Origin of the sequence: Nitrospira sp. (assembly GCA_030653545.1) — a bacterium.
Lineage (GTDB): Bacteria > Nitrospirota > Nitrospiria > Nitrospirales > Nitrospiraceae > Nitrospira_D.
In genome coordinates this window covers 1-24,156 of the sequence record JAURZE010000013.1, presented here as the reverse complement: position 1 = coordinate 24,156, position 24,156 = coordinate 1, and the positions used below count along the sequence as shown (strand labels likewise).

The following is a 24,156-nucleotide window of genomic DNA, read 5'->3' as shown; positions in this document are numbered from 1 at the left end:
GTCTGATCATGCGTGAAGTGATTACCATCGCCTGTATCGGCTGTGAGTCGCCGGGGAAGTCGGTCTATTCGACGACGAAGAACAAGAAGAACGATCCGGACCGGATCGAGCTGAAGAAGTATTGCTCATTCTGTCGGAAACACGCGGTGCATAAGGAAAAGCGGTAAGACGATGGTGCGTTGTTCCTATCTTCATCGCGTCGTGCTGGCCGGAGCGTTGCTCGCCTATCTGGCGTTGGCGCTGCCGTTGCCGTTCGTCCTGCTCGATCATGAGCTGGGACTGCTGACCGGCAACCCCGCGCACACGATGCTGGACGATCACGCGTGGCTCGACCATGCGGCCGAGTCTGGACTCGCTTCAGGCGATGCTGGCATCGCGGTGATCGATCTGATCGCGTGGCTCAGTCCGCTGGTCTACGCGTCCCGTGATTCATCACCCCTTTCGTCTCCGTCCGTTCGCGGCCCGCCTCCGGCCATTCTTTCCTAATCAACACACCGTGTAGAGGGTGCCCATCGGACCATTGCGGCCTTGCCGCATCCGTTCCGGTCTCGGCAAAGCAGGGAAAGAACTGTCATCTGATGTGCGGACGTCCGTGAGTTCGCCTCAAGGAGGAATGCTGTGAGTGAGTTTCGTTACATGATCGTGGGTCTATTGGCCGTCAGTGTCGTGACCGGGAGCGCTGTCCTCTGGCCAGGGTCGATTCGCGCAGCGGAAGGCAATCCTGAGGGGCCACAGGAGGTCGAGGTGCCTCCGCTGGAGATTCGCAGTCAGGCAATTCCATCAGCGGGAACCGGGTCGCTGCATCTGGAGGAACAAAGCCCTTCCGCCAGCCGGTTGGGTGTGTCGATTCGCGAGATCCCGGCGAGCGTCGAAGTCGTCGATCAGACACTCATGCAGGAGCGCGGGTTACGGACGATTTCAGAAGCGGTGCAGGGCGCGACGGGCCTGTCGGTGGGCGATTCGCCCGGCAATCCGGCCAATTTTTCGATGCGCGGCTTCACCAACAATCAGCTGCGGTTGCTCTACGACGGATTGATGATCGGGCCGGCGTCCATGACGTCGCGGCCGCGCGATACCTGGAATCTCGACCGGATCGAAATTCTCAAGGGGCCGGCCTCGGTTCTCTACGGGGAAGGGGCGTTGGGCGGGGCGATCAATTTTGTGACGAAGCGTCCGCTGCGGGAGGACCACGTCACAACCGATGCGCTCCTGTCCATCGGATCGTATAACACGCTCCGGACGGCGGTGGGGAGCGGCGGGCCCCTCGGATCCGACAAGCTGCATTATCGCGTGGATCTCAGTTATCAGAACTCCGACAACTATGCCGGAGTGCAGCGCGCGCCCTATACCTACTGGAATTGGACGAGCGCGCTGCTCTATGACGCCGCACCCAACCTCAACTTCGAACTGTCGTTCGATGTGACGCACGATCGCAGTGTGCCCTATTGGGGGACGCCCCTGATGCCCGGCAGCTTTGCCGGCTCGGCGGCGGTCGGCGGCGTCGTCACGACGAACGATGGGCGGACGATCGACGGGCGCATCCTCCGGCAGAACTTCAACGTCGTGGACGCCGATATGAGCGCCACGACGTATTGGACCAAGTTCAAGACGAACTGGCAGCCGACCAGCACGATCGAGATCCGCAATCAGGCCTACTACTATTGGGCGGAGCGGAACTGGCAGAATGGCGAGACCTACCAATTCAACACCGGCACTCAGCTGATCGATCGGGACCGCTTCTTCGTCCAGCATGATCAGTATGTGGCGGGCGACCGGTTGGAAGCCCAGATCAACGAGCGGCTGTTCGAGCACAAGAACCGGTTTGTCATCGGGGTGGATTTCAGCCATCTCCATCTGAACCGGCCCAGCTTCTTCAGCGGGGGCGACAGCATCAACCCGCTGGCGATTCCGAGCGGCTCGTTCGGCTCGATCACTTCGGCCGCGCAGCGGACGACGATTACGACGGCCGCGCTCTTCATCGAAGAGCAATTCAATCTGACGGATGCGCTCAAGCTGGTCGGCGGCCTGCGGCACGACCATATCGATCTGGATCGGAAGCTCTTCAATGCCGCCGGCGTGTTCAATACGACCGCCAGCTTTGAACGGAACTTTAATCCGACGACCTGGCGCGCGGGACTCGTCTACGACTTGCTGCCGAATCTGACGCTGTATGGTCAGTATGCGACGGCGGCCGATCCGGTCGGCACGAATGTCTTCATCGTTCGGGCGGGGGAGAATTTCAATCTGGCGACCGGGGCGCAGTGGGAAATCGGACTCAAACAGGGGCTCTGGAACAACCGGGCGGAATGGACGCTGGCCTACTTCGACATCTTCCGGAAGAATATCCTGACCCAGACCTCGCTGACCACGGCCCAGAATGTGGGACGGCAGACCTCCAAGGGAGTGGAACTCAGCGGCGCCATCCGTCCGACCGACGCCTGGCGGTTGCAGGGCAATCTCACCTTCCTGTCCGCGCGGTTTGCCGATTTTTCGGAAACCGATGGAGGCAATGTGGTCTCCCGCGGCGGCAATCGCCCGCCGAACGTTCCCGAAACGATGGCCAACATTTGGAGCGTCTACCGGGTGCCGTTTGTCGTGCCGTTCGATCTCGGCGCGGCGTTCCGCTACGTCGGCCACCGCTACGCGGATAACGCGAACGCTGTCCGGCTCAATGCCTACATGACCACGGACGCCTGGGTCTCGGTTCCGTACAAGAACATGACCTTCATGCTGCGCGGCCGCAATTTGCTCGATAAGACCTATGCGATCTGGGCGGACCCGTTCTACCCCAGTCAGGTTCTGATCGGGGCGCCGCGAACGGTGGAATTGCTGATGATGGCCCGGTTTTAGTCGATGGGGAGGGGCGGTTCCGTCATTGGGTGGCATCGCTGGCTGGCGCTCGGCGTCGGGCCGGCGGTGGTGCTGTGGTGTCTCTCCGGCCTGGTCATGCTGTGGGTGCCGTATCCGAGTGTGACGGAAAGCGAGTGGTTCTCCATGGCCGGGGTGATCGATCCGGCCCTCTGCTGTGGGGAGCTCGAGGGGATCGTTCATGAGTTCGACCGTCCCGAAGGGATCGAGCAGCTGCGGGTCATCGCCGTCGGGGAGGTCCCCGTCGTGGCGGTACAGTATCTCGACGGTTCGCTGATGGCGCGGCAGGTGAATGCCGAGAACCGGGGAGGACTGCTCGTCGCCGTTGAGGCGCAGCGCGCGGCGGAACGCATGGCGCTGGAAGGCGCGATCGTCTCGATTGGCGCGATCGAACACGATGTCTGGACCGTGCATCAGCGGTTCGATCCGCACCGGCCGTTGTGGAAAGCGGAACTGGCGGGACCGTCGGCGCCGGTGCTGTATCTCTCCGGGACGACCGGCGAAGTCGTCCAGGCTACGACGGTAGCGGAGCGGCGTTGGAATCTGGCCGGTGCGGTGGTGCATTGGTGGTATCTGCCCTGGTTGCGTCGACAGTGGGCGCTCTGGGACAGGACGCTCTGGTGGGTTGGGGCGCTGTCAACGGTGATGGCGCTGGCCGGTGCCTGGCTGAGCCTCAGGGGTCTGACGCGCGATGGATGGAAGGGGTTCTCCGGAGGATCTCGGGGTGTGCATCGCGTGCTCGGAGCGATTGGCGGCGTGGCGGTCGTGTGCTGGATTGCCAGCGGGTGGCTGTCGATGGATCACGGGCGATGGTTTTCAGACGGAAAAGCTTCGGCGGCGGAGCGGGAACGGGCGATGGGCGGGCGCGTGACGGCGCGCGACCTTGCAGGATCGGCGGGAGCGTGGTCCCGCATGGCGGCAGGGGGAAGAGTGAAGGAGATACGGGTGACGAAAGTGGCGGGAACGCTGTATGCGATCGGCCGCGAATCGGCGTCGCATCAGTCCATCGTGGCGCTGACCTATCCGGAGGCGGCGGCGCGGGAAGAGTTTTCTGAGCCGACGGTGCAGTCGTCCGTCAGCGCCCTCCTCGGGGGCGCGCCGGCGCTGACCATCCGGCGCAGAAGCGGGGAGGAGCGGCGGCGCGATTCGGCGATCGCGCGGGAGGCGCTGCCTCCCGTTTTTCGTGTGCAGCGCGAGGACCCGTCGCCTCTCTGGGTCGATGTCGATGCGCGGACGGGTGAGATTCTTGAGATGCTCGATCCCTCCCGCAGGACCTACCACCGTCTGTTTGAGTTGCTGCATCGGTGGGATGCGCCCTGGTTCTTCGGGCATGAGGACATCCGACGGATCGGAATGGCGGGCTGGTGCGGACTAGGCGCAGGGCTCGCCCTGTCGGGATTGTGGATCTGGGCGACTCGCCCATCCGTTTCGAAGGGGGCACGATGAACCGCGGCATAGGGCGCATACCGATCCGTCCCGATCTCAGGAACTGGGGATGCTCGTTGTTGCTGCATGTTCTGTTCTGGGGCGGCGCGGGGTGGGTCTGGTCGCAGGAATCCGTGCCGCCGCAGCGCGAGGTGTTTCAGTGGGACGTCGCGCTAGTCCAGAGTCTTTCCAGCCAAGCGGAGAGACCCGTCTCGGCACTGGCATCGCGGGTGGTGCGGCAGGTATCAAGGCCCCTGTCCACGCCTGCCGCAGACTCGGCCGCCGCCGCTCACGAGCGTACGGTGGAAGCGAGCCGCGCGAGTGCTGAGCCGGTGACGGCCACGCCTGTCATCGACGCTCATCCGGCAACGGTGTCGGGAGCGTCGCGGGCGTTCCCGTCCGATCGAGCGATCGAAGCGAACCCAATGCCATCAGCCGCCGAGGACGTGTTGAGTCATGGCACCAATGACCGACCTTCTCCGCCGGAGGAATCGGCTGTGGCTGTCTCGTCGGCGAACCCTGCGCCGGTCCCTCCGACGGACGAGGCGCCAGCTCAGCTTGCCGTGGAGGCCTCACGGGAGACTGGACTCTCCACTCCGGTCTTTCGCGGGGAGCCACAGGAGGTGCGCGCGGAAGCCGCAGCAGCGGCTCCCGCGCCAGCTCCGGCGGCGGCCGTGTCTTCGGAGTCCATGAATGACAGGCCTCTGCCGCCTGCTCCGGTCCTGGGCGAGTCTGCCACGGCGGCGACCGGGCCGGCGCCGGTTCACGCCAAACCGGATTTCGGATGGTTGATGCAGACGCTCTGGAGCCGGGTGGCGGAGTTGAAGCGATATCCTCATGAAGCCCGGCTGAATCACTGGCAGGGAAATGTGGTCGTGCGGGCGGTCATCGATGAGCACGGCCACTTGCTGGAAGTGACCATTGCGACGAGTTCCGGGCATGAGGCGCTCGATCGTGCCGCGATCGAGGTCATCAAGCGCTCCTGCCCGCTCGCATTACCGCAACCCCTGGGCCGGAGCCAGGTCGTGTTACGCGTGCAGATTCAGTATCGCCTGGATTCGTGATGGGGTCGAAGAGGACGGAGTCAGCATGCCGCTCTATGAATACGCCGCGGCCTATTGTCTGGAGTCGTTGTTCTGCCCGAAACGGTTCTGTTATCGGCAGGAGGTCGGCGATGCGCCGAGAGCGGCGTGTGAACGGTGCGGGGCGCCGCTGGAGCGGGTCCTGTCCACGTTTTCGGCCGGGGTCGATATGGTGGCGAAATCGGAGGCTTGGACCAAGACCGATACCGGATCGGACGCGCCGCCGGCGACCCTCAAAAACCTCTTCGGTGGAGGCCTCGGCGATCTCGGGTGCGGCCATCATCATCCCGACGGCGCATCGGATTCGGGCGGCTGCGGCCGCGGCTGCGGAACGGAGGGGGAGGGGCCTTGAGCAGGCACAGTAAGGTCGCGAAGTCTTACACCGGCTTTGAGACAACCTCTGAGGCCAGCTCGTTCAGCAATGCGGCTGTTTCATCCCAACCGAGGCAGGCGTCGGTGATGGAGACGCCGTGCGCGAGCGTCACGCCCTGCTTCCAGGCCTGCTTGCCGGGGTTGAGATTGCTTTCGAGCATCAAGCCCATGATGGAGTGGCGGCCCTCGCGGAACTGGCGGAGCACGTCGCGGGCCACGAGGCTCTGGCGTTTATGGTCCTTGTTGGAGTTGTCGTGCGAGCAGTCGATCATGATCGGACGCGCGATTCCTTCACCGGCGACCGCCGCTTCGGCTTTGGCGACATGCTCCGCTTCATAGTTGGTTTTACCGCCGCCGCCACGGAGGACGATGTGCCGGTCCGGGTTGCCGGCGGTCCGGATGATCGAGGTTTGCCCTTCGGCGTTGATGCCGACGAAATGATGCGGTGCGCGGGCCGAGGTCATGGCGTTCACGGCGACTTGGAGACTGCCTTCGGTGCCGTTCTTGAATCCGACCGGCATCGAGACGCCGCTGGCCAGTTCGCGATGGGTTTGGCTTTCGGTAGTGCGGGCGCCGATGGCGCTCCAGCTGATCAGATCGGCGATATATTGCGGGCTGATCGGATCGAGCAGCTCGGTGGCGCAGGGCATGCCGGACTGATTGATCTTCAAGAGAATTGTGCGAGCCAGTTCCATGCCGGTGGCGATATCGCAGGTGCCGTCCAGATGGGGATCATTGATGAGGCCCTTCCAGCCGACGGTCGTGCGGGGTTTTTCAAAGTAGGTGCGCATGACGATCAACAGGCGGTCGCGCAGGGCTTCTGCCACCGGCTTGAGCTTGGCGGCATATTCGTAGGCGGCTTCGGGGTCATGAATGGAACAGGGACCGACGATGACGAGCAGCCTGTCGCGGTCCTGGCCATGGAGAATCCGACGGATGGCATCACGCGTTTCGACGACGAGAGCCGCGGCTTCATCCGTGATGGGAAGCTTCGTCTTGATGGCGCGCGGCGAGGGGAGCGCGTTGATTTCTAAGACATGTTGGTTGTCGATGGGTCGGTTCATGTAGGTCATCGCCTTTTTCTGCCGAGGAGATCTTGCAGGAACAGAGGCGGCAGATTCGCGCCACTATAGACAAATTGTAGCACCAAAGTCCACAGGCGGGCATTGAGAGCAGAGGGATATCCGGTGTAGGAGTGAGTGGCTCGCGGGCGACTCCGATTGACATCGTTGTAACGGCCATGATACGTAGCCTTCCCCAAATCAATGGTTCAAAATACTGGATGAATGTCTATTTCTTATCAATGAGCCGTTTCGCGGCTCGTGCCGGTCTTTCGCGGGCCTGCTCCCTGGGCCTGAGTGCTGTGCTCGTGCTGTTGCTCCTGGCAATCGCGCCGTTCGCGGTCGCGCAGGATGTGCATCATGAGCTGGCGGCCGCCGATCACGACGGCCACGAACACTCCGATACCGACCTCTGCCAGTGGGTTCAGCACAATACGGCCGGGTCGTTGGGTGATGGCGCGCCGATTCTGGTCGCCGGTGAGCTGGTCCGATTCGCCGAGCATCCGGTTGAATCCATTCTGCTGTCTGTTGAGCCTTCGTCGTTCGATCCCTCCCGCGCTCCTCCACGCCGCTAAGTTCCCTTCAACGAGTCGTGCCGGGTTCGGCGCAGTCTGTGCCGGGCGCCGGGCTCTATTCTATTTCGATGTTGAACGTGGAGGATCTGTATGCGACGCGCGTGGTTTCATATCTGTGTCGGTCTGATTGTTGGGAGCCTGGTCGGGAATGGTGGGGGGCTGTCACCGGCTCATGCAGCGGAGGAAGCCGTCAGTACGATTCGCGGCTCGGTTCAGAATCAGGACCTTCGCCGGGTCGGGCAGGCGGTGGTGGAGGTGAAGGATCAGGACGGCAATGTGGTGGCGACGGCGGTGTCGAACGATGCCGGCGAGTTCATCGCCTCCGTACCCGCGGCGGGAACCTACTCGGTCAGCGCCGTACAGGATACCTATCGGAGCGAATACGTCGTGTTGCAGATCAGGACGGATGAGCCGAAGCCCATTACGCTGACGTTGTCGAAGACGAAAGAGGTCGCGTTGGAAGTGGTCTCGCCGCTGCCGCCGATTCAGTACAAGGCATCGAGCGAAACCTACTCGGTGAGCCGGAAAGACATCGAAGCGTTGCCGCGCGGCAACAATAACGAATTGCACGATGTGTTGCTGACGATCCCCAGCGCCGCGTACGGCTCGCTGAAACAGGTCCACATCCGGCAGGACCATGCCAACCTCCAATTGCGCATCGACGGCGTGCCGATTCCCGACACCGTCTCGTCCACCTTTTCAGATGTCATCTCTCCCCGCACATGGGAACGGGCCGACATCGTCCTGGGCGGCATGGAGGCCAACGTCGGCAACAAGACGGCGGCGTTGATCGACATCACGACCAAGAGCGGGACGAAGCCCGGCTTTGGATCGTTGCAGATGTTCGGCGGGTCTAATCGCACGGTCAATCCCTCGTTCGAATACGGCGGGACCGTCGGCGAGAAGTTCCGCTACTACATCATGAACAGCCACACATCGACGAACCGCGGCATCGAGCCGCCGACGCTCGGCCACTCGATTTTTCACGGCCAGAGCGAGCGGAACCAGACGATGTTCCGCGGCGACTACCAGCACGACAATACGAATAACTTCACGCTGCTCTTCTTGAACTCCGTGGCGAAGTATCAGGTTCCCACGCTGCCGGGCCAAACGCAGAACGGCACGATCGGCGGGCTTCTGCCGGCTGGTTTTTCGGCGGTGCCATCCGAGCGGGTCGACGAACGGCAGTATGAGCAGAACCAGTACTCGCACTTGGTATGGCGGCATGATGTGACGTCGAATCAGTTCTTCAGTCTGGCGGGCTATTTCCGGCATACCCGCGCGACCTTTAAGACCGATCCGTTCAATGTGTTGGCGTATGTGCCGGATGAAGCGGAGCCGTTTTCAGCGGGCAGCCAGGATCGCACGGCCTTCTCGGGCGGGCTTCGCCTGGATTACACCTACGTGCACAGCAAAGAGCATCTCATCAAGACGGGTTTCCAGTTCGACCGGACACAAGTGGTCAACAAGACCCGGCTCTCGACCTTCCTCGATGACGGCGCGGGAAATCCGACGGGCGATGTCATCGGCCTCAACGCCGACAATCGCTTGGTCGGCTACCGGCAGGAATTCTGGATTCAGGATCAATGGACGCCCAATGACCAGTGGACATTCAATCTCGGGTTGCGCGGCGACGTGGTGCAATATCAACGGGACGAGGCGCAGCTGAGTCCGCGTATCGGCGTGACCTACAAGGCGAACCAGTCGAATGTGTTTCACGTGTTCTACGGCCGGATGTTCACGCCGCCTAACCTGGAAGCGATTTCCTTTGCGAAGCTGAACACGGCCGGCACGAAAGCGGCACCGGAAGATACGACGAATGTGACGCCCCGGGCCGAACGGGCGCATTACTTCGAAATGGGCAGCTACCATGCGCTCTCTAGTTGGGCGACGTTTGAATTGACGGGGTACTACAAGCTGGCCCGCAATCTGTCCGACGCCGGACAGTTCGGCACGACGCCGTTGTTGAACTACTTTGCCTTCAACTATGGCTGGCAGCGCGGCATCGACGGGGCCTTGAAGTTCCAGGTGATGGACAATCTCACGGCCCGGCTGAATGCGGCCTGGGGCCAGTGCAAAGGCTATGGCCTCCAATCGGGACATTTTCTGCTGCACGGCGAGGAAATCGGTGATATCAATTCGCCCGGCGGAGTGTTCTGCGACCACCAGCAGACGATCACCAGCTCGGCGCTCGTCAGCTACCGGCTGATGGAGCGGACGACGTTCAGCGGGCAGATGCTGTTCGGATCAGGCTTGCGGACGGCGGATGAAGGTGCGAAGACGAATTCGACGCATAGCCCGTCCTATACCGTCTTCAATACGTCGATTACCCATGTGATTCCGCTTCCCTGGGAAGGACAGAAGTTTCTGATTGGGTTCGATGTGGTCAATTTGTTCGATCAGAAGTATTTTATCAACCGTGGCGAGGGGAGCATCGGACTCGGTGTCTCGCATGCGGGGATGCCGAGGTCGTTCTTTTTCCGCGGCCAGTGGTTCTTCTAGCCCGCGCGACTCATGGACGCTTCTGCTGCAATCGCGGATTCGTGGCTGCGACAAGCCTGGCTGCTCATCGAGCAGCCAGGCGAGCAGACTCGCTGGTCGGTCAGTCAACGTACCGCAAGGGTACGCCTCCATCCCGCCCAGCTCCGTGTGCTCGTCTCGCACACGACTCCACGATTTCGCGACGAACCGCCACGAATCGCGAGGGCTAAAAGGGACAACGTGTAAGAAGGGGGCTGCAGGTTCCTCTGTGAAGACCACATCAGGAACGGAGGTGTGAGAATAGCGGTCTGTTTGAGCAACTGTGTGTGATGAGGTAGGATGCAAAATACTATGAAACAGATTCTGACGCTTTCGCTAATGGGTTTGTTGTGTTTTCCGGCTGCCGCGTGGGCGGTGGCCGGTGACGAGGCCACGCATGCCGATGACCATCACGAAGATGTGCTGGAGCTGCCGGAGGTGCATGTCCACGGCCTGTCGCTGAACAAAGATCAGCAGCAGGGGCCGGTGGCAAAGTCGACCCCGTGGCCGGGCATTCCCTCATCCCTCGACGGCAAGGAACTCGATGACTGGATGAAGGCCCGCATGCTGGTGTCGAAAGACGCCAAGGTGACGGTGGTGGTGTTGGAGCCGGCCAAGCATCGGGAGCTGACGGCCGCCGGTATCGCAGCTCTCAGTAAGTGGACGTTCGATCCGCAGATGAAGGGCGACGAGATGGTCGATGGCGAGCTGACGGTCCGCATCCACTTCAGAACTCGCTGAGGAGGTTGAAACAGCTCGCTGGCGTCGTTCTCGCGTCGCTCGGAGCTTCAACGTATCGACTCATACGCTTCAGCTCCTTACTTGCTGCGGCCTTGCCATCAAGTCGTTTGAACCTCCTCAGAGTCCTCTACTAGTCGCTGTCCAATTGGCTTCATGCTAGGATGCCCTTGTGAGAATCGACGAATCACTGTTCCTCGCCATCAATGGCCTTGCCGGCCGCTCGGAATTCTTCGATCATCTGTTTCTCAGATTGAGCGCGACCAGCACGCTCTATCTGCCGGTGGCTTGTGCCGCGGGCTATTGGATCATGCGCCGGCGGTGGGAAGCGTTGCTCGGGAGCCCGTTTCTGGCCGGAGCCGTCGGGCTGTCGGATTTTCTCGGCGGGCAGCTGAAGTGGGTGTTTGCGCGAGTGCGGCCGTGCCATGCGATTCATGAGGCCATCGTCGTCGGGGGCGGCGCCTGCGGACGCTTATTCAGTTTTCCCTCCAACCATGCGATGAACACGGCGGCGGCGGCCGCCTTCCTGCAAGTACTGTATCCCAAGACCGGCTGGATCAGCTGGCCGATCGTCGCACTCGTGGGACTCTCGCGGGTCTATATCGGGGCGCACTATGTCACAGATGTATTCGGTGGCTGGGTCTTAGGCGGCCTGATCGGCGGCGGCATCGCCTGGGCGCTGCTGCAGTGGCCGAGGTTTCGCACACCCGCGCAGTCTTCTGTTTCTCTCTCGCGGTAGGGCCGGTCTCTCCTGCCGGTTCGGTTTCTACGCTTCCATGCAAGCCAGCAGTGCGGTTCGCAATGTCTCCACGTCATAGCCTCGCCCGATGAGGACGATGGCGGGGCTGGGTTCGTCGAGGAGCATGATGGGGGCGATGGTGGGAGCTCCGGGCGGGGCGTATTGAAATTCCTGCAGCTCCGGCTCACCCGCGAAGCGAAAGAAGCCTTTGGCCCGTTCGAGTTCCTTAGGCAGCGATTTCGTCCAAGTCTCGAAACGCTTGCGATTCAGCGGTGAGGGAAGTTTCACGGTCGTGGCGATGGGATGATAGTCCGCCCGTTTATGGGAACTTGCAGGGCGGGGTTCGCCGAAGACGACATTCGTGTGTTTGGCCGGTCGCGCCTGGTGCACCGGTGCCAGGAGCGCCGCTGCGTCGATGCGCGCATGCGTGGTTTCCCAGATGCGGGCATAGGGATTCTGTTTCACAATCCCGCTTTTGAATCCCTCCCAATGGCCCGGCACATAGAGATCCTGCTTATTGAGGATCAGTTCGTCCGCGCAGCGAATCGCTTGAGCGGTGACATATTGGCTGGAGTGGCTGGTGTCGCTGGCGATGGGATGGAGCAGGGCAATGACTCGTTCCAGCGTGGCGAGGCGGGCGGTGTAGAGGTCCGTCACGGCGTCGATCACTTCAGCCGGATCGGCCAGCCCCGAGCACTCGATGATGACGACATCGGAGGCGGCGTCGTTCACGAGCTGCGCGATGCCCCAGGAGAGATCTTCCTTCGTATCGCAGCAGACGCAGCCGCCTGCCAGATTCATCACCTGTTCAGCGATGGTGCCCGCGCGCGGGCCGTCGATGCTCACGTCGCCCGCTTCGTTCATCAGCACGCCGGCCCTGAGGCCCTGACTCTTCCAATATTCCAGCAGGCGCATCAAGAGTGTGGTCTTGCCGGCGCCGAGAGAACCGCAAAGGAGATAAAAGGGGACTGGCATATTCATTCCTGGTTATCGAAAAGCTGCACGAAGATAGTGCTCCGTATTCTACCGATCGAAATGGACGCTGAACAACTCAATGGTGATGGGTGAGGGCTTCGAGTTCAGGATGCTGGGCGGCGAGCTTGGTCAGGTCGCAATGGACATCGTCGGGATCGCTGCAATGAGTCTCTAGTTGAACTGTCATGTGCTTGATGCCGAAGTCGGCGGTGATCCGTTCATGGATCGAGCGGAGCAGCGCGTTGGTGAGGACTGCGTCGTCTCCATCCACCAGCACATGGGCGGTGAGCATGATGAGCCGGGGCTCCACGGCCCAGATGTGGAGATCGTGCACGTTCTTCACGCCGGGCAGGGATTCGATGGTTGAGGCGACCTGTGACGCGCTGATCGTGGGCGGGGTGGATTCCAGCAGCACATCGAGGGATTCTCTGAACAGCGGCCAGGCTCCATGGAGAATGGCCGCGACCACGAGGAGACTGATGAGCGGATCGAGCACCGTCCAGCCGGTCAACATGATCGCGCCGCCGCTCAGCACGACACCGAGCGAGACCCAGGCATCGCCCAGCATATGCCAAAAGGCGCTGCGGATGTTTAGATCGTCTTTCGCGCCATGCTGGAGCAGTAAGGCGATGCTGAGATTGGCCGCAAAGCTTATGGCGGCAATGCCCATGATCCACCCGCCGTCGACAGGAACCGGATGCAGCAGCCGCTTGAGGCCCACGAGGGTAATGCCGATCGCCGTCAGCACCAGGATGAACGAGTTGAGAAACGCGGCAATGACGCCGGCGCGATGGTAACCGAACGTGCGGGTTTCGCTGGCCGGCTGCCTGGTGAGGATGTGCGCATAGAGCGCCAGAAAGAGCGAGCCCTGATCGACGAGATTGTGTCCGGCGTCGCTCATGAGGCCGACGCTGTCGAGGAGAAATCCGCCGATGAATTCAGCGGTGATGACCAGGGCATTCAGCCCGAGCGAGAGGTAGAGACGGGAACGCAAATGCTCAAATGAAGCGAGGCCAGTCATAGGCGTAGTGTCGCACGGTTGTCGGGGAAGCTTTTAAGAAAAACCAGGACGTCAGAGAGAATCCGACGCGCCATCATTCAACAATCCAACAGCCGTGCAGTTTGATCGCATCGTACATCGCATCGGGCGCGAGATCGGCGCCATTGGGCCATTGCACGACTCCCATGGCGACGCGCATTTGGGCGAACACTGCCGGGTCGCGCAACGGCTCGAATACCGTGCCCTGGATCTGAGGGGCATTCAGAAAATTCCGCAGATCGACCGTACCTGTTGTGCCATCGACAAACGTGACCCGTAACTGCCGCTCAGGCTCAGCATGCACGGAAGCAACCCGCCAAGGCGCGGTCGGTTGAATCGCCGGCTCTACAGCAGCGGCTCGATTGGATTGGGAGACTTGAGTTGGCTGCATAGATTCCAGTCCTCCATGAGAGCATCTCGATGATCGGTGGCCCACTCAAGAACAAGTGCCATTGCGTGACGGGGGAGCGCCCCGCGCAGCACCGTCAGATTACGCAGATCAAAGATGGCTTCATGTTCTCCGTAGAGCGCATGGAAGTGCGGCGGATTATGATCCCGCCAGAACATTTGAATCACGATACCATAGAAGATGCTGATCGTCGGCATAACCGCTGTTTACTGCACGGCTAGAAAAGAGACGCTGCTCGATCACCCGATGCTGGGCCTATCTTACACAGGTTGAGTGGGTGAAGGAATAGTAGGTCTAGGGTGCAAATGAGGCGTAGCAGGCTGCGAAAAAACTCGGTGTATATGAAAATACGGTTGGAATATTCCGTATGATGTTGGGGCCAGAATAACCTCAGGATGCTCAAAAGGCTGTCCGGCAAGGCCGCAGCGAGCGAAGAGGCGAGGCGTACGCTTCGGTACGTTGAGCCTGTTTGTGAAGCGAGAACGCCGCTGGCGGACTTTTTCAGCATCCTGCTAGAGCGCCGCAGGCATGACAAGCGTGATCTACTTGATGCAAATCAGCAGTGGGTGGTGGTACAAAACCGCATGCGCTGGAAACTCATACTCGGAGCGATGGTGTTGCCGCTGGCGATAGGCGCGTGCGCGTTGGCTGCGTCTTCACCTAGAGGCGACAGCCCGACTCATGCCTCGTTGCCCAGACCCGATCATATCGTGATCGTGATCGAAGAGAACCATTCCTATAGCCAGATCATCGATTCTTCCCATGCGCCTTACATCAATGAATTGGCCGCCAAGGGTGCGTTGTTCACACAGTCGTTCGGGATCACCCACCCGAGCCAGCCGAATTACCTCGCGTTGTTTTCCGGATCGATGCAGGGCATCACCGACAATTCATGCCCTCATACGTTGACCACGCCGAATCTTGGGCATGCATTGCTGGCAGCCGGGCTGACGTTCGCCGGTTATTCAGAAGACCTGCCTTCGGCGGGCTCGGTGATCTGCAAAGAGGGGAGCTATGCCCGCAAACATAATCCCTGGGTCAATTGGCAGAACAGCCCGACCAATGGCCTCCCGGCAGAGATCAATCTGCCCCTGACGAGTTTCCCAGCCGACTATCGTACGCTCCCCACGGTCAGCATCGTCGTGCCGAACCAGGTGAACGACATGCACCACGGCAAGGATCCGGAGGCCATTCAAACGGGGGATCGCTGGCTACGGGACCACATGGAGGCCTATGTTCAGTGGGCGCAGCAGCACAACAGCCTGCTGATTGTGACGTGGGATGAAGATAATGATCACGCGAAGGAGAATAACCGAATCGTGACGCTCTTCATCGGCCCCATGGTGAAAGCAGGGCGTTACGACCAGCGGATCACCCACTACAACGTCCTGCGCACCATCGAAGATCTCTACGGACTTCCCCACTCCGGCGCAAGCGCCGATGCCGAGCCGATCACTCAGATCTGGAAAGTCCCGACCAACCCGTAATACTGCTGCCACGGCACGTCTGAAATTCACTCTCTCAAGTGACGAGGGAATATTCCGTCTCGTTCAGTGGATATCTGATGAAGCCCATCTCGTTATGAGCACCTGTCGTTGACGTACATACATGTTGTATGTACACTATGCCTGTGCGATTCGAATGGGACGAAGCCAAACGACAAGCGAATCTTGCCAAGCACGGCATCGACTTTCTGGATGTCCAGGAGATGTTTCGCAGCCTCATGCTCGTTGGGGTTGACGAGAGAAAAGACTATGGCGAAACCAGGCAGATCGGATTCGGATTCATTCGAGGACGGCTCATGGTCGTCGCGTTTGCAGAACGGAAGCCGGGTCTGATTCGGATTATCTCAGCGCGAAAGGCGAATAAGCGTGAAGAAAAACACTACCAAGAAGCGGTCGCGAACGAACTGGGCAAAAATTGATGCGTTGAAGGGTAAGGCCATCGATACCTCCGATATCCCGGAGCAGGGGAAAGCCTTTTTCAAGCGTGCGGTGCTCAGACTCCCTGAGCCGAAGACGGCGGTCACCATCCGGCTCGATCAACAGGTATTGAAGTGGTTTAAGGCCAAAGGTCCCGGCTATCAGACGCGCATCAATGCCCTCCTCAGGGCCTACATGGAAGCGCACAAGTCCTGAGGCAGAGGGCAGAGTTGAAAGGGACTCCGGATACTTTTCCTTCTCCTGGCAAGTGCGAGCGCACGGTTGGCTTGACTTGGCTGCTAGGGGGCACCACTTAGCACCCCATGAAGCTGGTTTATGAAAACTAACGCTTGATCCGCTGACTTCTGTGCGAGCCGAAATGTAGCTGCCTCCAATTCCGCAGGCAGGACCGCCTTTTCATGAACAAGGTCCTTCCGTATTTCTCTGAGCGCTTGCGCACCATCCAACAGAGATTGGTCAGTTATTCCAAGCTTCGGCAGCCGCTGCTCATAGGGTAGGCGATCAATCTTTCCGGCCTTACCTTTGGTTACTTTCTTTAGAGCGACCAAATACACTGCGGCCTCAAAGTAAATGCCAGCGAACGCAATAGCGATCATGGCCTGTTTCAAAGAACGGCGTTCTGGGTCATAGGTGACAATATGTCCTGGGCTGCCGTCCTGTTTCGGCCTTCGCGACTCGCCGTCCAGTCTTTTCATCTCGGCATGTGCTTCCCGAGCAATGGCCAAGTATGTTTCAACATTTGAGATCATGGGACGCGATCGTGTCCGCTAACGTCGTGGTGAACGGGGAGCCGGGTTTGCGCGTCCGTTCCATCTGGAGTTAGGCAGTTTGCTGTGCATTCCAAGTACCATTGCGGAGACGCTGCTGAATGAACCGCTTTGCCTTGTTCTCCACCGCGGCAAACGATTCAGGGAATTCCGCCAGATCGCGACTGCAACTATCACACCGGAACGCGATATGGTCGATGGCACGGAATGAGCTCACGTCCTGGGGGAATACCTGAAAATCGCAGTGTGGGCAAAAGGTGTGTGCATCATAGATGTCGCCGTCGCTGGAATACCTCCAGCGCCAACGGAGGCCAAAGTAGATGTCTGTCGTGTAGTCGCGCCACGAGGGTGCCTGGGCCTTAGCCGGAAAGACGCTGGTCCACGCGATCGCGCCTGCGAGAAAGAGAGTCGGAAGTGCGAGGAGACCTAAGAGGATAAGAAGCCAATGCGGTGTGGACGTGCTCGCTAGGGCGAACGCAAAACCCTGACTTCCCCAACGACCGAAAGTAGGCCACCAGTCGAGGAAGTAAGTGACGATTGTTGCGCCCAAAGCCAAGATGAGGCCAGCAAATACCTTGCTCCATACCGGATCGTTCCAAAGTTTTGACCACATCGCTCTAGCTACCTACCGCCTTGGTGAACGGCGGGCCGCAGCGGGTGCTTTCGTATTGGCACTGCTGCTCGCGGCCCGTCCGTTCCACCTGTAGTTAAATATGGCTTGCCAGTTCGCTTGGGTTCACGAACCGCACGCCGTATTGGGAAGTTAACCACGCTCGGTTGCTTGCCGAAAATACTGAGTTTGAGCCCGCCGCGGTAGCCGTGTCGCGAGTACACATGAAGTCATTGCTATACGCGATGTGCGCAGAAATGCAGTCGCCGTCGGCCCACTCGGCCACTGCTCGCGCGATTGCGGCGTCTTCGGAGGCTGGTGCTACAGCAAGACCTTCAAACCAGGGCTGCGTTGGCGAGGCATAGCGATTGCCGATCGCCTTGATATGGGCAATACCTGCGCCCGTAGCTTCAATCTTTCTACCCACCTCGCCAAATTTTTTTGCCGTGTCTACCGAAGAAGAGCTATGCGAAGAAAACCATTCGTTACGAAGGTCGGGATTCTGGACCCCTGCCACGCGATGACAACGCATGAGCTTAAAGCCAACGCCAAGCGCATCGTTTAGGTGCGACGCAAGATAGGGATTGTTTCCTGGATGCGCGTTTGGATCTGGCCCCATCTTTATGCCAAGACGTATGGATCCGTCTGGTTGCTCCTCTTCTGAAATCTTGCTCTGCGTCCGGTACTGCGTAAAGAAGGCCTTCCGATCGACTTTCTTTATGCCCTCCAGGGTGAAGACCGTTTCTGCGAGTAAGCCTTCGAACTGACCACTGCGAATTGCATTGTGGATGCGCTGTATAGCCGTGTGCATGGGATCGTTAGGGAAACGGTTCGGGTCGGCAACAGCCCGCCAAACGTTGGAATCAAATGTCACCTTCATCGCCATGTTCTAGCCATCTATAACTCCGCTTAGGTCGATCCGTATAAGAGCCGGACTTACCAGTTCCTGTCCGTGTAGCACGCCGCTACTGTTCGCGAACCATACGCCTTGCCCGTTGTTGTTTCAATGAGTTGCGACTGCGGAAACATCTATCCCAGGTTCTTGGGTAGATTGGCGTAAGAGCCCTCCTTTGGGTCGCATCCCATCTACTGCGCGACAAACTCTAGAAAGTATTGTTTCGGTAGAAAACTGTGCTCGCGGGCGAGCTGGTATCCGGCTGCGGTCATTTCCTGGACGATGGTGTCTCGCGCGACGAGATGGTGTTTCGGGAAGCCGAGGTCGCCGGATCGTTCGTCGGGGTAGAAGTCTACGATGGCAATGCGCGCTCCGGGTTTGAGGGATGACTTGAGATCGCTAAAATATTTTGGCCGGTCCTCAAGATGATGGATGGTGTTGCAGACGAAGAGAAGATCGACGGATGCGAACGGCAGTTTGGGATTATCCGGCTGCGCGAGGATGAACTCGGCTGTGTAGGCGGTGTGCATGTGGATGACGCTCTCTTTGGCATAGGCGAGCATTTCCGGCTCGACATCCACGGCATAGACCATTCCGGTCTCGGTGACGGCCTCGATGAAGCGGCGCGTGAAGTAGCCTGACCCGGAGCCGAGATCTGCGATGGCCATGCCCGGCTTCAATTTGAGCGCGTCGATCACCTCGGCGGGCTTCTGATAGCGATCCCGCTCTGTACTGTTGAGATGCTCCAGATATTGTTTGATGTCGTCCGGACGCCGATGCTGGTGCTGGTCTTCAGCGAGCGCGGAGCCGGCGAGTGTCGCGCACAAGACTGCGAGCAGGACAATCGTTTTCATGGCGAGGACCTTTTGGGGCTGTGACCTCAGGTTGATATCAATGTGTCTTTGACACGCCGGACCTTAATCTTTCCTGCGCGTTTTTCCACCTGGGCCAGGTCGAAGGCAGCCTGCATTCGCAACCAAGTCTCGGCACTGCCTCCAAACGCTTTTTCCAGGCGGATCGCCATCTCGGCTGAAATGCCGGCTTTTCCGCTGACCAGATTATTCATGGCCTGCCGCGTGACACCCAGCGCCTTTGCCCCCTCTGACACGGAGAGACCTAATGGTTCGAGGCAGTCATGCCGCACTGCCAGTCCTGGATGAGGAGGGTTCTTCATTCGCATGGTTAGGCTCCCTGGAGGGTAGTCAATCACATCTGCACGCGCGATGGAAGATGCTCTGAGAGCGGGCAGTGTTACTACCTCGGCAACTTGGGCGGTAATCGTTCGCTCAGCACCGGATACTTGGCTTCGGCTACGCCGAAGTTGCCGCTCGACGGATCAGCCGCGACGACGCGGAGGGTGATGCCGTCGGGCGCATCTTTAGGGAGCGGGACGAAGAAGGGCGCTTCGAAGGCGGCTCTATCGCCGCTGTAGAACAGCTGCAAGCGCTCCATCACCTTCGTGCCGATGAGCAGCTCGCCGTAGATGTGGACTTTACGCGAGTCCCAATCGCCATGGGGACGGACGAGTGCACCGGAGAGGGTGCGGACGGAGGCGCGTAGGACCACGTCGTCTTTCGCGATAAGCCCGCCGCCGACGGATTTCGGATGTTCGATCTGGATGATGTAGCCGTAGAGCGTCAGGACGATGCCGTCGCTGGTCAGGTCATGGCCGGGAATTAGCCAGGCGCGAGTGGAGACGCGTTGAGATGCGGCTGGAAACGCGAGCGGTCCTTCGGCTGCAATATCGACGAGGGTCGGTGTAACCAGGTCGAGCGTGGCGGTGAACACCGCAGCGGGACGGCTGCTGTAGTGGGCCTCTTCCATCAGGCGCGGGGTGCGCATGATCTGATTCTGATCGCCGGCATCGCCTTGCTGGATGCCGGTGGCGAGGATCTGGCCGCTGGCCACATCGGTGATCGTCACGCGCGCGCCGCCGACCTCCTTGCCCAGCACCATGGAGCCATGGGCAACGACGCGCACGAGGATGGTTGTGGGTTTCGGATCGTTCAGGTGCAGGTCGGGCGGGGCGTCTTCCTGCGCGGGGAGGGCGAGACAGGGCAGAGGCATCAGGAGGAGTGCGAGGACGAGAATGCGGAGCCTGATACCCGCTCGGTTCATTTGACCTTGGTGCCCGGTTCCACTTCTTCCAGGATGGTGGCGAGGCCGCGCACTTCGCTGTCCCCGGCGGCCAGGACCATGCCCTGCGACTCGATGCCCATGAGCTTCGCCGGTTTCAGATTCGCGACGATCACGATCATCTTGCCGACGAGTGCCTCCGGCTCATACTTCTTGCCGATGCCTGCCACGATCTGCCGTTGCTCCGTGCCGAGTGAGACTTGGAGCTTCAACAGCTTCTCCGACTTCGGTACGCGTTCGGCGCTGATGACTTTCGCCGTTTTCAGCTGAATCTTCATGAAGTCGTCGATGCTGATCTGTGGTGGCGCGGCCGGTGCGGGCGCTGCTGCCGGTGCCGCCGGAGTTGTTGTTGCGGCCGGGGTCGTGGTGGCTGCGGCGGGAACCGGTTGCGGGGTCGCGGGTGTGTCGCTCACTGGTTTGGCTCCTTTTTTCGATGAATCTTTCTGTGCTTTGGGCGCGTCTTTTGCGGTGGCCGTCTTCGTGTCCGCGGCGATTTCGATCCGGGGGAACAACGGCGCTCCCTTGGCGATCGGGAGATCGGCTACGGGGCTGTCCCACTGGTAGGCAGAGGCCGGGACGGCCTTGGTAAAGTCGAAGTGGTAGCCGAGCTGCCGGGCCAGTTGTTCCGTGGTTTGCGGCATGAACGGATGGAGCGAGACGGCCAGCAGGCGCAAGGCGCGGGCGGCGGTATTCAGGACGGTTTTCAGTTTCGGCGCGTCGTCGGGATTCTTCGCCAGCTTCCAGGGCGCGGCTTTGTCGATGTATTCATCGCAGAGGCTGGCCAGTTCGCCGATTGTTTGGAGATTGTCGCGGAAGGTGAGCGCGCTGAAGCCTCGTTCCAACGTGGCCGGCAATTGCGTGGCGGCCTGGGCGATCTTCTCTTCGAGTTCCGGGAGCGCGGGCGGGCCGCTTGCCGGAATCTTCCCGTCCGCGAAACGCTCGATCATCGTGAGGGTACGGCTGAGTAGATTGCCGATGCCGTTGGCCAAGTCGCTGTTGATGCTAGTGATCATCGCCGTCTGTGAGAAATCTCCGTCTTGCCCGAACGGCACTTCGCGCAGGAGGAAGTAACGGAAGGCATCGATGCCGTAGGTCTCGACCATCTTGTTGGGATCGACGACGTTGCCGCGGCTCTTCGACATCTTTTCGCCGTCGACGGTCCACCAGCCATGCGCGAAGATGGTTTCCGGCAGCGGCAGGTTCAGCGCCATCAACATCGTCGACCAATAGACGGCGTGAGTCGTGAGGATGTCTTTCCCGACGAGATGGACCGACGCCGGCCAGTAGCGATCAACCGAGGGTGTCGTCAGTTTGTATTCCAAGGCGGAGATGTAATTGACCAGGGCGTCGAACCAGACGTAGGTCACGTAGTCGTGATCGAACGGCAATTCGATGCCCCATGAGAGGCGCGACTTGGGTCTGGAAATAGACAGGTCGCCGAGCTTCTGGGTCGTCAGAAACCCCAGGACTTCGTTGCGGCGGGACTCGGGCCGGATGAAGTGCGGGTGCTGCTTGATGTGGTCGATGAGCTGTTCCTGATACTGTCCCATCTTGAAGAAATAGTTATGCTCGCTGAGCTGTTCGATGGGGCGGTTGCAGTCCGGGCAGATCCCTCCTACAACGTCTTTTTCAGTCCAGAACCGTTCGTCGTACGTGCAATACCAACCGGTATACGAGTCCTTATAAATCAGCTGTTTATCGTAGAGCTCTTGAAGATATCGTTGAACGACTTTCTTGTGCGGCGCATCGGTGGTGCGGATGAAGGCATTATTCGAAATGTTCAACCGTTTCCAGAGGTCTTGGAACTGCGGCGCCAGCTTGTCGCAATGGGCCTGCGGATCGATGCCGGCCTTTGCGGCTGCCTGCTGCACTTTCTGGCCGTGCTCGTCGAGGCCGGTCAGGAACATGACGTCGCGACCTCGCAGACGCCAGTAGCGCGCGAGCACATCGGCGGCGACGGTAGTGTAGGCGTGGCCGATGTGCGGCACATCGTTCACGTAGTAAATCGGCGTCGTAATGTAGAACGTGTTTTGATCTCGCATGACGAAGGGGAAGATACCAGGTTGGGAATAAGGATTTCTAGGCAGGCATTCCGGCGGGGGCGAGGCCGAGGGCATCACGGAGTTTGAGCAGGCAGGATTCCAGGGCCATGTGGAGATTCAGATTGCGGGTGGCATTCTGCTGTGTGCGTTCGATCTCCTTGATCAGGTCGAGGAGCAGGGTGAGATCGGTAGTGCGGGAATATTCCTGCAACTGGTCCATCTGTTCGAGGTGGAGAATTTGATCGCGGTCGCCGCCGACATGGACGAGCATGAGATCCCGGATCCAGCGACTAAGCCAGGTCAGCGTCTCGATGCCACGGTCGGATTTGGCGAGGCTCTCGGCCAGTGTCAGGATCGCGCTGATCGATCTGAGCGTCGCGGGGGCTACGATGGCCAAACAGTCGCGTTGCCATTCACGCAGGGCGGCGACATCCAGCGTGAGCGCCTCGCCGATGCGGCCTTCCGTGACGAGCGCCAGGAGTCGCGCATCCACCGGCGGCAGTTCGCGCTTGAGGATCACGGCTGCTTCGACCTGCGTGCGCGCCGGTGTGGTGAAGCGAAGTTGCTGGCAACGCGAACGGATGGTGATCGGGAGCGCGTTGGGCCTGCTGGTAATCAAGAGGAAGAGCGCGTGACCCGGCGGTTCCTCCAGCGTTTTGAGCAGTGCATTGGCGGCGCCGATGGTCATGCGGTCGGCTTCGTCGATCAGGCAGATCTTTCTCTCGCCCATCAATGGGCGATAGACGAACTGCTGTTCGATTTCTCTGACCTGTTCGATCTTGATGGCGGGATTGGCCAATTCACGGTCGGGGTCGATCGCGATGAAGTCCGGGTGGGTTCGCGCGGCGATTTGCAGGCAGGCGCGGCAGGCGCCGCAGCTGTCCAGTACATCCGGTGACGGCGGCTGCTCGCAGTTCAAGGCCTGGGCGAGGTGGATGGCCGTCAGGCGTTTCCCGATCGCGTCTTCGCCATGGAAGAGATACGCATGTCCCAATCGGTCGTGGGAGACGGCGGCCCGCAGGACCGCGATCGGATGTTCATGTCCGGTGATCTCGCGAAAGGGCATGGTTACCTTGTTCGTCCCGTTTGGGGTCGGCGCGTTTCCAGCCAGTCGAACACGAGTGTGCGCACGTCGTCTGCAATCCTGTCGGGGGTTCGCGCCGCGTTGACCGGCTTGATGCGCCGGGGTTCTTTGCGCGCGAGTTGTAAAAACCCGGCGCGCACGTTTTCGTGAAAGCGTCTTGTCTCCCGGTCCAGCCGGTTCTGCCCCGCGGCATCGCGCTGCCGCCGGCGCAGGCCGGTGGCCACGGGAAGATCGAAGAGGAGAGTGAGGTCAGGCGCAAGGCCCCCGGTGGCCCAGCGGTTCATCGTGCGCAGCGTCTTCAGGTCCAGCCCTCGCGCATAGCCTTGATAGGCCAAGGTGGAATCGATGAACCGGTCGCAGATCACAATTGCGCCCTGCTGCAGCGCCGGTGCGATCACGTGATCCACATGTTGGCGGCGGGCTGCGAGAATGACGAAGGCTTCCGTTTCTGCCGCCAGCGACTCCGAATTATTCTTAAGCAGCACCGCGCGGAGCTGCTCGGCTGCCGGCGTGCCGCCCGGTTCCCGTGTGAGGAGCACGGCATGGCCTTCGGCGCGAAGGGCCTGGGCCAGGCGAGCGGCTTGGGTCGATTTTCCGCTCCCTTCGGTGCCTTCCAGCGTGATGAAGATGCCGGCTGTATGACTGCGTCGTTTCGCCACGAGTGGTTCCTGTCACGGGTTCAGAGTTCGTCGCGATCGTAATGCCCTGCCCCCTGAATAGCAAGAACGGCCGGGCCTAGTGTGGTGTCTCAATCATGGCTTTACAATGCTTGATCTTCTTCAGAATGTCGTCGACGGTTTTGGTCCACACGAACGGCTTGGGGTTCTTGTTATTGAGCCGAATGAACTCGTCGATCGCCGCAACCAACTCCGGCAC

The 24,156-nt window shown here is 60.2% G+C and carries 27 protein-coding genes; 13 read left to right on the top strand and 14 right to left on the bottom strand.

All coding sequences use genetic code 11. The features are described from left to right. Window positions 1-8 precede the first annotated feature (8 nt). The 6 genes from rpmG to Q7U39_04240 all read left to right on the top strand — a co-directional run bounded on the left by rpmG (window position 9) and on the right by Q7U39_04240 (window position 5,727). Window positions 9-167: a 50S ribosomal protein L33 gene (gene rpmG, locus Q7U39_04265; protein ID MDO9117148.1), complete on the top strand. Its 159-nt coding sequence runs from the start codon at window positions 9-11 to the stop codon at window positions 165-167. Between the two features lie 4 nt (window positions 168-171). Next, the gene (locus Q7U39_04260; GenBank protein ID MDO9117147.1) at window positions 172-486 is read left to right on the top strand and encodes a hypothetical protein; all 315 of its coding nucleotides are present in this window, start codon (window positions 172-174) and stop codon (window positions 484-486) included. Between the two features lie 132 nt (window positions 487-618). Continuing rightward, window positions 619-2,850, top strand: a complete 2,232-nt coding sequence (locus Q7U39_04255) for a TonB-dependent receptor (protein ID MDO9117146.1) — start codon at window positions 619-621, stop codon at window positions 2,848-2,850. Window positions 2,851-2,853: 3 nt separating this feature from the next. Next, window positions 2,854-4,314 (top strand): hypothetical protein, encoded by a 1,461-nt coding sequence (locus Q7U39_04250; protein ID MDO9117145.1) that lies wholly within the window; start codon window positions 2,854-2,856, stop codon window positions 4,312-4,314. Beyond that, window positions 4,311-5,357, top strand: a complete 1,047-nt coding sequence (locus tag Q7U39_04245; protein ID MDO9117144.1) for a TonB family protein — start codon at window positions 4,311-4,313, stop codon at window positions 5,355-5,357. Before Q7U39_04250 ends, Q7U39_04245 begins: the two co-directional genes overlap by 4 nt. A 25-nt stretch (window positions 5,358-5,382) precedes the next feature. After that, window positions 5,383-5,727, top strand: coding sequence for a zinc ribbon domain-containing protein (locus Q7U39_04240; protein MDO9117143.1), 345 nt, complete (start codon window positions 5,383-5,385; stop codon window positions 5,725-5,727). Between the two features lie 25 nt (window positions 5,728-5,752). Here the strand turns inward: Q7U39_04240 and Q7U39_04235 are convergent, their stop codons facing one another. Then, window positions 5,753-6,811 (bottom strand): 3-deoxy-7-phosphoheptulonate synthase, encoded by a 1,059-nt coding sequence (locus Q7U39_04235; GenBank protein ID MDO9117142.1) that lies wholly within the window; start codon window positions 6,809-6,811, stop codon window positions 5,753-5,755. 239 nt (window positions 6,812-7,050) lie between these two features. Between Q7U39_04235 and Q7U39_04230 the strand changes: the two genes are divergently transcribed. The 4 genes from Q7U39_04230 (at window position 7,051) to Q7U39_04215 (ending at window position 11,380) form a co-directional block, all read left to right on the top strand. Beyond that, window positions 7,051-7,383 (top strand): hypothetical protein, encoded by a 333-nt coding sequence (locus Q7U39_04230; GenBank protein MDO9117141.1) that lies wholly within the window; start codon window positions 7,051-7,053, stop codon window positions 7,381-7,383. Window positions 7,384-7,473: 90 nt separating this feature from the next. Next, window positions 7,474-9,885 carry a TonB-dependent receptor gene (locus tag Q7U39_04225; protein MDO9117140.1) on the top strand — a complete coding sequence of 804 codons (2,412 nt, stop codon included), beginning with the start codon at window positions 7,474-7,476 and terminating at the stop codon, window positions 9,883-9,885. A gap of 330 nt (window positions 9,886-10,215) precedes the next feature. Then, complete coding sequence (locus tag Q7U39_04220; protein MDO9117139.1) at window positions 10,216-10,644, top strand: hypothetical protein; 429 nt, start codon at window positions 10,216-10,218, stop codon at window positions 10,642-10,644. 169 nt (window positions 10,645-10,813) lie between these two features. Further along, the gene (locus Q7U39_04215) at window positions 10,814-11,380 is read left to right on the top strand and encodes a phosphatase PAP2 family protein (GenBank protein ID MDO9117138.1); all 567 of its coding nucleotides are present in this window, start codon (window positions 10,814-10,816) and stop codon (window positions 11,378-11,380) included. Window positions 11,381-11,407: 27 nt separating this feature from the next. On the opposite strand, the gene Q7U39_04210 is transcribed toward Q7U39_04215, so the two are convergent. The 4 genes from Q7U39_04210 to Q7U39_04195 form a co-directional block, all read right to left on the bottom strand. Continuing rightward, window positions 11,408-12,355 carry a GTP-binding protein gene (locus Q7U39_04210; GenBank protein MDO9117137.1) on the bottom strand — a complete coding sequence of 316 codons (948 nt, stop codon included), beginning with the start codon at window positions 12,353-12,355 and terminating at the stop codon, window positions 11,408-11,410. 76 nt (window positions 12,356-12,431) lie between these two features. Further along, window positions 12,432-13,376, bottom strand: coding sequence for a cation diffusion facilitator family transporter (locus tag Q7U39_04205; protein MDO9117136.1), 945 nt, complete (start codon window positions 13,374-13,376; stop codon window positions 12,432-12,434). A gap of 73 nt (window positions 13,377-13,449) precedes the next feature. Beyond that, window positions 13,450-13,785, bottom strand: a complete 336-nt coding sequence (locus tag Q7U39_04200; protein ID MDO9117135.1) for a DUF2442 domain-containing protein — start codon at window positions 13,783-13,785, stop codon at window positions 13,450-13,452. After that, window positions 13,740-14,000 (bottom strand): DUF4160 domain-containing protein, encoded by a 261-nt coding sequence (locus tag Q7U39_04195; protein MDO9117134.1) that lies wholly within the window; start codon window positions 13,998-14,000, stop codon window positions 13,740-13,742. The genes Q7U39_04200 and Q7U39_04195 overlap by 46 nt, the downstream gene beginning before the upstream one ends. Before the next feature lie 387 nt (window positions 14,001-14,387). Here Q7U39_04195 and Q7U39_04190 point away from each other — a divergent pair, with 387 nt between their 5' ends. From Q7U39_04190 to Q7U39_04180, 3 genes are all read left to right on the top strand, one after another. Continuing rightward, entirely contained in the window at window positions 14,388-15,290 is a 903-nt protein-coding gene (locus tag Q7U39_04190) for an alkaline phosphatase family protein (GenBank protein MDO9117133.1), read from the top strand. A gap of 137 nt (window positions 15,291-15,427) precedes the next feature. Next, window positions 15,428-15,727 (top strand): BrnT family toxin, encoded by a 300-nt coding sequence (locus Q7U39_04185; GenBank protein MDO9117132.1) that lies wholly within the window; start codon window positions 15,428-15,430, stop codon window positions 15,725-15,727. Further along, a complete protein-coding gene (locus Q7U39_04180) occupies window positions 15,675-15,941 on the top strand; it encodes a BrnA antitoxin family protein (GenBank protein MDO9117131.1) in 267 nt (88 codons plus the stop codon). The genes Q7U39_04185 and Q7U39_04180 overlap by 53 nt, the downstream gene beginning before the upstream one ends. Before the next feature lie 83 nt (window positions 15,942-16,024). On the opposite strand, the gene Q7U39_04175 is transcribed toward Q7U39_04180, so the two are convergent. From Q7U39_04175 to tmk, 9 genes are all read right to left on the bottom strand, one after another. Beyond that, window positions 16,025-16,495 (bottom strand): hypothetical protein, encoded by a 471-nt coding sequence (locus Q7U39_04175; GenBank protein ID MDO9117130.1) that lies wholly within the window; start codon window positions 16,493-16,495, stop codon window positions 16,025-16,027. Window positions 16,496-16,565: 70 nt separating this feature from the next. Then, a complete protein-coding gene (locus tag Q7U39_04170; protein ID MDO9117129.1) occupies window positions 16,566-17,126 on the bottom strand; it encodes a hypothetical protein in 561 nt (186 codons plus the stop codon). 94 nt (window positions 17,127-17,220) lie between these two features. Next, a complete protein-coding gene (locus Q7U39_04165) occupies window positions 17,221-18,009 on the bottom strand; it encodes a hypothetical protein (GenBank protein ID MDO9117128.1) in 789 nt (262 codons plus the stop codon). A 200-nt stretch (window positions 18,010-18,209) separates the two neighbouring features. Then, entirely contained in the window at window positions 18,210-18,872 is a 663-nt protein-coding gene (locus tag Q7U39_04160; GenBank protein MDO9117127.1) for a methyltransferase domain-containing protein, read from the bottom strand. Window positions 18,873-18,898: 26 nt separating this feature from the next. Further along, complete coding sequence (locus Q7U39_04155; protein ID MDO9117126.1) at window positions 18,899-19,198, bottom strand: HigA family addiction module antitoxin; 300 nt, start codon at window positions 19,196-19,198, stop codon at window positions 18,899-18,901. Between the two features lie 74 nt (window positions 19,199-19,272). Then, on the bottom strand, window positions 19,273-20,136 hold the full coding sequence (locus Q7U39_04150) for a hypothetical protein (protein ID MDO9117125.1): 864 nt from the start codon (window positions 20,134-20,136) through the stop codon (window positions 19,273-19,275). After that, window positions 20,133-22,196 carry a methionine--tRNA ligase gene (metG, locus tag Q7U39_04145; protein MDO9117124.1) on the bottom strand — a complete coding sequence of 688 codons (2,064 nt, stop codon included), beginning with the start codon at window positions 22,194-22,196 and terminating at the stop codon, window positions 20,133-20,135. The genes Q7U39_04150 and metG overlap by 4 nt, the downstream gene beginning before the upstream one ends. Window positions 22,197-22,233: 37 nt before the next feature. Further along, window positions 22,234-23,262 (bottom strand): DNA polymerase III subunit delta', encoded by a 1,029-nt coding sequence (gene holB / locus Q7U39_04140; GenBank protein MDO9117123.1) that lies wholly within the window; start codon window positions 23,260-23,262, stop codon window positions 22,234-22,236. A gap of 2 nt (window positions 23,263-23,264) precedes the next feature. After that, on the bottom strand, window positions 23,265-23,939 hold the full coding sequence (gene tmk / locus Q7U39_04135) for a dTMP kinase (GenBank protein ID MDO9117122.1): 675 nt from the start codon (window positions 23,937-23,939) through the stop codon (window positions 23,265-23,267). Window positions 23,940-24,156 lie beyond the last annotated feature (217 nt).